This is a genomic window from Peptacetobacter sp. (assembly GCF_029264495.1).
GTDB lineage: Bacteria > Bacillota > Clostridia > Peptostreptococcales > Peptostreptococcaceae > Peptacetobacter.
The window spans coordinates 1-6748 of the sequence record NZ_JARIBH010000032.1 but is presented as its reverse complement, the minus strand read 5'-3'; the positions used below and the strand labels follow the sequence as shown (position 1 = coordinate 6748).

Sequence of the window (6748 nt, the reverse complement as noted above, 5' to 3'; positions counted from 1 at the left end):
ATAATTACTACTAATATTAGTTGTATCATATTAATTTCTCCCTATTATTTAAATTCCGTTTCTTTTTATTTAATACCCTAAAAATTAGTACATAAACATTTTATCTACAATAAAAAGTAAAAAAGATAGACTGCTATAGCAATCTATCTTTTTTATTCTATAATTCTTCTCCATTTGATTTTATTACATTTTTATACCAATCGAAAGAATCTTTTTTATAACGTTTTAATGTACCACTTCCGTCATTATTTCTATCTACATAAATAAATCCGTATCTCTTTTTCATTTCTCCTGTAGACGCACTAACTAAATCTATACATCCCCAATATGTGTATGCAATAAGATTTACTCCATCTTCTATCGCATCATTCATTGCTTTTATATGTTCTTTTGTATATTCTATACGATATGGGTCATGAATAGTATTGTCTTCTTCTAATTTATCTATTGCTCCTAGACCATTTTCTACAACCATTAATGGAAGTTGATATCTACCATATAATTCATTTAATATGTATCTTAGTCCTTGGGCATCTATACTCCATCCCCATTCACTATATTTTAAATATGGATTTTTAGCTCCCGAAGTAAAATTACCTTTTGCTTTTTCTGCACTTTCATCTTTTGTTACACATCCTGAAGAATAATAAGAGAATGTAATCATATCAACTTTACCTTCTTTTAAGTCGATAAAATCTTGTTCTTCTGTATCTAAAACCATATCATATTCTTTCCATAATCTCTGTGCATAATAAGGGTATTCCCCTCTTGCCATAGTATCCATACAGTAATAGCAATCTTCTTGCCAATGTTTTTGACAATATAATACATCATCTGGGTTACAAGTAAGAGGATAGTTACAAACACCACCTAACATCGCTCCTACAACCATATTAGAATCAACTTCATGTGCTATACGAACTGCTCTTGCACTTGCAACAAATTGATTGTGTAGTATCTGCATAGCTTTACATACCATTTCATTTGGATAGTTTGGTATAAATGTACGCATAAGTAAAGAACTATTTATTTCATTAAAAGTAAGCCAATATTTTACTAGTCCTTTGTATTCTTTAAATACTACTTCAGAATATTTTTCAAATAAATCTATTAGCTCTCTATTACTCCAACCACCTAATTCGTCTTCTAAATAAACTGGCATATCATAGTGGAATAATGTAACTAAAGGTTCTATATCATATTTTTTTAACTCTTCAAATACTTTTCTATAAAAATCTAAACCTTCTTGATTTGGTTTTTCTTCTATTCCTTTTGGGAATATTCTAGACCAAGAAATTGACATACGGAATATTTTAAATCCCATTTCTGCAAATAGTTTAATATCTTCTTTGTATCTATTATAAAAATCTATACCTTCATGAGAAGGATAATAATATCCATCTATTACAGCTCTTTTAGCTCCTTTTGGTAACTGATTAAATATTGTTGTTTTTCCTGGTTCTCCATCTTCAGTTTTATAAGTTATATATCTAGGTTCACTTACTGTTCCTGCTGTTGCTGCATCTGTTATAGTCATTCCTTTACCACCTATATTCCATGCACCTTCAATTTGGTTTGCTGCTGTTGCACCACCCCACATAAAATCTTTTGGAAAAGTCATATTTATACCTCCTATTTAAATACTTTTAACATTACATCACCATTTTTATGATGTTCATAATCTGTTTCTATTATATCTAAGTAATCTGAAGTATTAGTAACTAATACTGGTATTTCAGAACAATATCCTTCTTTTTCTATTTCTTCCTTATCAAAAGATACTAATAACTGACCTGCACTTACTTTATCTCCTTGTTTTACATAAGATTCAAAGTGTTTTCCTTCTAGTGCAACTGTGTTTATACCTATATGTATTAATATTTCACAACCATTTTCACTAACTATTCCTATAGCATGTTTTGTTGGGAATACAATTTTAACTTCTCCATTTACAGGTGAGTAAACTTTTCCATTATCTGGTATTAACAGACAACCTTTCCCTAAAGCTTCACTTGCAAAAGCATCATCTTCAGATGTTGATAAAGGTTTTATAACTCCATCAACTGGCATTAAAATAGCTTCTTCTTCTTTTAAAATTTTATCTGATTTAGCATCATCAGAAACATTATTTTCTTTGTTATCTTTCATATCTTTTTTATTAGATTTATTTCCATCAAGATAGTCATAGTCTGAATCTTTATATATTATTAATCCTAATACTAGTGATGCTAATAATGGTAATATAGTCATCATTATTATACCTATAATATTAGGAGATGTTTTATCTATAAATCCTAATAATCCAATTACCCCCATTCCTGCATAAGAGTACATTTTTAATCCTGTTAATGCAACAACTACTCCACCAACAGCACCACCTATACAGTTAACAACAAATATTTTTTTACGAGGTAAAGTAACTCCATAAGTTGCAGGCTCTGTTACACCAAATATAGAAGAAATAAATGCTGGTAAAGCTATAGATTTTAATTTTTCATCTTTAGTTCTTAAATAAACTGCAAGTACTGTTCCTACTGTTGCAAAAGATGCAGGATAAGAGAATGCTAACATTTGACTTGGATTTCCAGCTACAAGGTCCATAAATGCTATAACTGTTAAAACCCCATGTATACCAAATATAACAAATACCTGCCATAATCCACCTAATAATAGTCCTGCTAATAGTGGTGAAAAATCACAAACTGATGTAAGTACTGTATTTAATCCAGCACCAATTAAATTTGCAACTGGCCCTATTATAATAAATGTTAAAGGGAAACTTATTACTAATGTAAGTAATGGTGTCATAAAACCTTTAATCATAGTAGGCATATGCTTATCTATAAATTTATATAAAGGTGCTGCAAATATCATACCAAATAAAATTGGCATAAATGTTGAAGTATATGTTGTATTTACTTTATATCCCCAGAAATTTAAATCTACATTCTGTATAGTAGGATAACACATAGCCGCAGCTAAAATTAATCCAAAGAAAGGATCTATTTCAAATTTCTTAGCTAAGTTATAACCAAGCATCAATGGTAAGAAGTAGAAGAAACAGTCTCCTGCCGCATTTAATAGCATATAAACACCAGATTCTGCACTAACTCCTAATATAGCTAATATAACTGTTAATCCTTTTATAATCCCACAAGCACATAATAAATTTAATATAGGTCCCATACCACCCATTATTACATTTAATGCTCTATTTATTGGACTTTCTTTTTTACCATCATTATTATTTGATACATTGCTATTAGATTCTAATCCTAGTTGTTTTAAGATTTCATTGTAAACATCTGTTACATGCTCTCCTATAACAACCATATATTGCTCAATAGATTTAGATTTAACTATTGTAACAACACCGTCCATATTTTTTAATACCTCGTCATTTGCTTTTGATTCATCGATAAGTTTAAAACGTAGACGAGTTACGCAATGCGTTAAACTTTGAATATTTTCTTTTCCACCGACATTTTTTATAATATCGGCTGCTAAATTTGTGTAATCTTTCATTTTTTCCTCCTCTTAAGTAAAACACTTATTTGAAGGTTTAGCCAACTTAATGTTACCATCCTTTTTCAAAATAAAGATACCTATTTATATTTTATTTTATTCTTTATTTTGATTTTTATTTACAACACGTTCAATATGAATTGTTAAATATAATTGCTCTTCTTTTGATAGCTTATATTCATATTTACGCGATATAAACTCTGTAATTTTTTCAACACATGAATAAGATTCTTTATACTTTATTTTTACCATATTTAGTAAGTCATCATCATCAGAATCTTTTATTATATTATCTGACAAAAGTCTTTCTGCAAAAAACTTTAAATGTGTTATAAATCTATAGTAGTATACTGAATCTGTGTCAAATTCAATAGAAAAATAATATCTTACAATATTAGATATTTCTTGCATTATTTTTGTTATTTCCAATGTTTGATGCATATCATCATTATCCATTCCTGCATTTACAATATGTAATGTTATAAATGCAGCCTCATCTTGTGGTAATGTAACATCTAGTTTTTCCTTAATTATATCTAATGCTTTTAAAGACAATTGAAATTCTTGTTGATAAAATCTCTTTATATCCCACATCATATAATTTTTTATACTTATACCATCTAAAAATCTTTCTACTGCCATATGAATATGATCACTTAAAGAAATATATATTGTATCACTAATTTTTTTACCTGATTCCAACTTTATCATCTCTATAATTTCATTTGTTACTTCTAAATATTGTAATGGTATATTGGATACTATTTCTTGAAACTTTTTATTTTTAACTTTATCTTTTAAGATAAAAACTTTATTTATTTCATTTTCATCTATAAAATCTCCACTTTTTTTCTTAAAAGCAATTCCTTTTCCACACACAACTTGTTCTAATCCATCTTTATCCTTTATGATAACAACATTATTATTTAAAATTCTATCTATAATCATGAATAATACTCCTTTCTAAAAATTTATGTACTATTTTGAATAAAAAAAGACCTACTTATACATATAGAAAAAATTATTATTCTTCCACATATATAAATAGGTCTAGCTTGAATTAACAATTACCATCCTACTGAATACATTTCATATGTTACTATGAAATAACTTTATTGTCAATCGTTTTCTTTAATTGTTATTTATATAACTTTTTATTTGGGATATAAAGCATTTTTTAATAATTTCATACACCTATTTTTATAAAAAAATAATCTTTATATTAATACATACATAATTAAATTTGATATTATCATAACTACTATAGACATTAAAATATTTTCTTTAAAAATAAATAAACAAATTATCATACCTAATATCTGTATTAATATAAAGATTATTGCTATAATTATCATATTCATAATAAATTTCAATTTATCACTGTACATATTCTTCTCCTTTACTATATATTTTATTAATAAAGATAGCTAAATACAACAAATTATATTTTAATTTATTATAAGTAACTATCTTTATTAACACATTATTTCTATTTAAATAAATTTCTATTTTTAATAATTCACAATTAACAATTTACTATTTCATTAATTGATTTACTATATTAGATGGTATTATAAATTCTACAAGACCTGAAGAACCTGGAGCTACTTCATATTTATCAAAACATATTACTAATTGATTTTTATTATTTATATAGAATCCTTGATCTTCTTTTATCTTAAAAGTATCATCTACAAAATACGCATCTGTAGAATCTTTTTTAGTTCTTTCTTTCATCTGATCTAATATATTTTTACTTATAACATCTACATAATCACTATTTCCAAACATACCTTTTAAAGTTAATATTTCTTTATTTTTCTTATCTATATTGTATATTTTTCTAGTAGTATCTGATGAACCTTGTGATTCATAATTATAACGTACTATAGAAAGTGTATTATCATTTTCATTCAATACTTCATACCAAGTTTTTGCATATTTATTAGATTTTTTTCCACTCTCTTCTAGTTTCTTTAATTCATCTTCGTATTTTTTGTATTCTTTTTTTCCTTCTTCTTTAAACTTACTATTAAGTTTATATTCAAGCTCTTTATTTCCTGTACCATTAATTTTTGCTACATCTATAGATACATCGTATCCATTTTTATTTATTCTATAGTTGTCAACTTCTATTAGTTTTATAACATTTCCTATAACAGGTATATTGTTAACTACCTCTGCAAAGGCTGGACTAAGATTAACTGATGTAAATACTATTCCTAATGCTGCTACTGATGCAACTATTCTTTTTATTTTTTTATTTTTCATTTTACTTTCCTCCTAAAATTTATCTTTATAAAACTTCAAAATTATTTTTCAATATTTATTTTTTTCTTTTCTTCCTCCTTACATATATAAGACGATTTATAATATATAAAAAGTTTTATTTTTTTTATAAAAATATAAATATTTTTGTATAATTTTGATTTATACTTTATATATATTTCTAGAAAGTAGGTGAATCTTTATGAAAATTAAAAATTTACTAGTATTTATATGGATTATTTGTATTATTTATTTTATATTTTCTTTTCGTAAAATAAACATCAGTTTTCAGTATAAAGTAGTATTTTATATAAATAAAAGGAAGCCCTCAGTAAAACTGGGGGTTCTTCATTTGACGCCTATAAGGCTCAACTTCCAGCCACGCTTCAAAGAATATATCAGTCCGCCACTCGCTAACTATTTTTGGTTACCCGTAAACGGGTCTACTACGTCAAGCGTTAGCTATTCACTCATCATATCTTCTCTCGACTGGTTTTCTATGTATTCTTTTTGTGTCTTTTCTTGTTGTGTCAACATGATATCCTCTACACCAAAATTGTCTGTTTCTATATTTATACTTCTACTTCATATTTCTCCATCTTTCATATATCATTAGGCTACTTTTTCCCTTCAAGAATCCCATAAATCCTGATACTGACATTTTGGGCGGTATTTCTACAAGTATATGTATATGATCTGGACAAGCTTCTGCACTAAGTAAATTCACACCTTTCCATCTACATAATTCTCTAAGAATTACTCCTATTTCTGCTCTTTTTTCTCCATAGAATACTTTTCTTCTATATTTTGGTGCAAAAACTATATGATATTTGCAGTTCCATTTTGTATGTGATAAACTATGTATGTCGTTCATTTTACGACCTCCTTTTGATAATTTTTTTGCAGTTGGCGGACCGCAATTATATCTTATCAAAAGGAGCTTTCTTATTAAAGA

Annotated in this window: 5 protein-coding genes and 1 pseudogene; all 6 read right to left on the bottom strand. The window is 26.8% G+C overall.

Annotated features, from left to right (window positions below):
- Positions 1–157: 157 nt before the first annotated feature.
- The 6 genes and pseudogenes from Q1J78_RS03400 to tnpA all read right to left on the bottom strand — a co-directional run bounded on the left by Q1J78_RS03400 (position 158) and on the right by tnpA (position 6667).
- Positions 158–1621, bottom strand: a complete 1464-nt coding sequence (locus Q1J78_RS03400; protein ID WP_300276239.1) for a glycoside hydrolase family 1 protein — start codon at positions 1619–1621, stop codon at positions 158–160.
- Between the two features lie 11 nt (positions 1622–1632).
- The gene (locus Q1J78_RS03395; protein ID WP_300276237.1) at positions 1633–3525 is read right to left on the bottom strand and encodes a beta-glucoside-specific PTS transporter subunit IIABC; all 1893 of its coding nucleotides are present in this window, start codon (positions 3523–3525) and stop codon (positions 1633–1635) included.
- A gap of 96 nt (positions 3526–3621) precedes the next feature.
- A complete protein-coding gene (gene licT, locus Q1J78_RS03390; RefSeq protein ID WP_300276235.1) occupies positions 3622–4473 on the bottom strand; it encodes a BglG family transcription antiterminator LicT in 852 nt (283 codons plus the stop codon).
- Positions 4474–4742: 269 nt separating this feature from the next.
- A complete protein-coding gene (locus Q1J78_RS03385) occupies positions 4743–4913 on the bottom strand; it encodes a hypothetical protein (RefSeq protein ID WP_300276233.1) in 171 nt (56 codons plus the stop codon).
- Positions 4914–5061: 148 nt separating this feature from the next.
- Positions 5062–5796: an anti-sigma-V factor RsiV gene (gene rsiV / locus Q1J78_RS03380; protein ID WP_300276231.1), complete on the bottom strand. Its 735-nt coding sequence runs from the start codon at positions 5794–5796 to the stop codon at positions 5062–5064.
- A 459-nt stretch (positions 5797–6255) separates the two neighbouring features.
- Positions 6256–6667 (bottom strand): annotated as a pseudogene (gene tnpA / locus Q1J78_RS03375) (IS200/IS605 family transposase).
- Positions 6668–6748 lie beyond the last annotated feature (81 nt).

What these genes read in the sequence shown, in the direction of transcription:
- Q1J78_RS03400 (WP_300276239.1), bottom strand. Translation starts at nt 1,621, where the DNA reads ATGACTTTTCCAAAAGATTTTATGTGGGGTGGTGCAACAGCAGCAAAC.
- Q1J78_RS03395 (WP_300276237.1), bottom strand. Translation starts at nt 3,525, where the DNA reads ATGAAAGATTACACAAATTTAGCAGCCGATATTATAAAAAATGTCGGT.
- licT (WP_300276235.1), bottom strand. Translation starts at nt 4,473, where the DNA reads ATGATTATAGATAGAATTTTAAATAATAATGTTGTTATCATAAAGGAT.
- Q1J78_RS03385 (WP_300276233.1), bottom strand. Translation starts at nt 4,913, where the DNA reads ATGTACAGTGATAAATTGAAATTTATTATGAATATGATAATTATAGCA.
- rsiV (WP_300276231.1), bottom strand. Translation starts at nt 5,796, where the DNA reads ATGAAAAATAAAAAAATAAAAAGAATAGTTGCATCAGTAGCAGCATTA.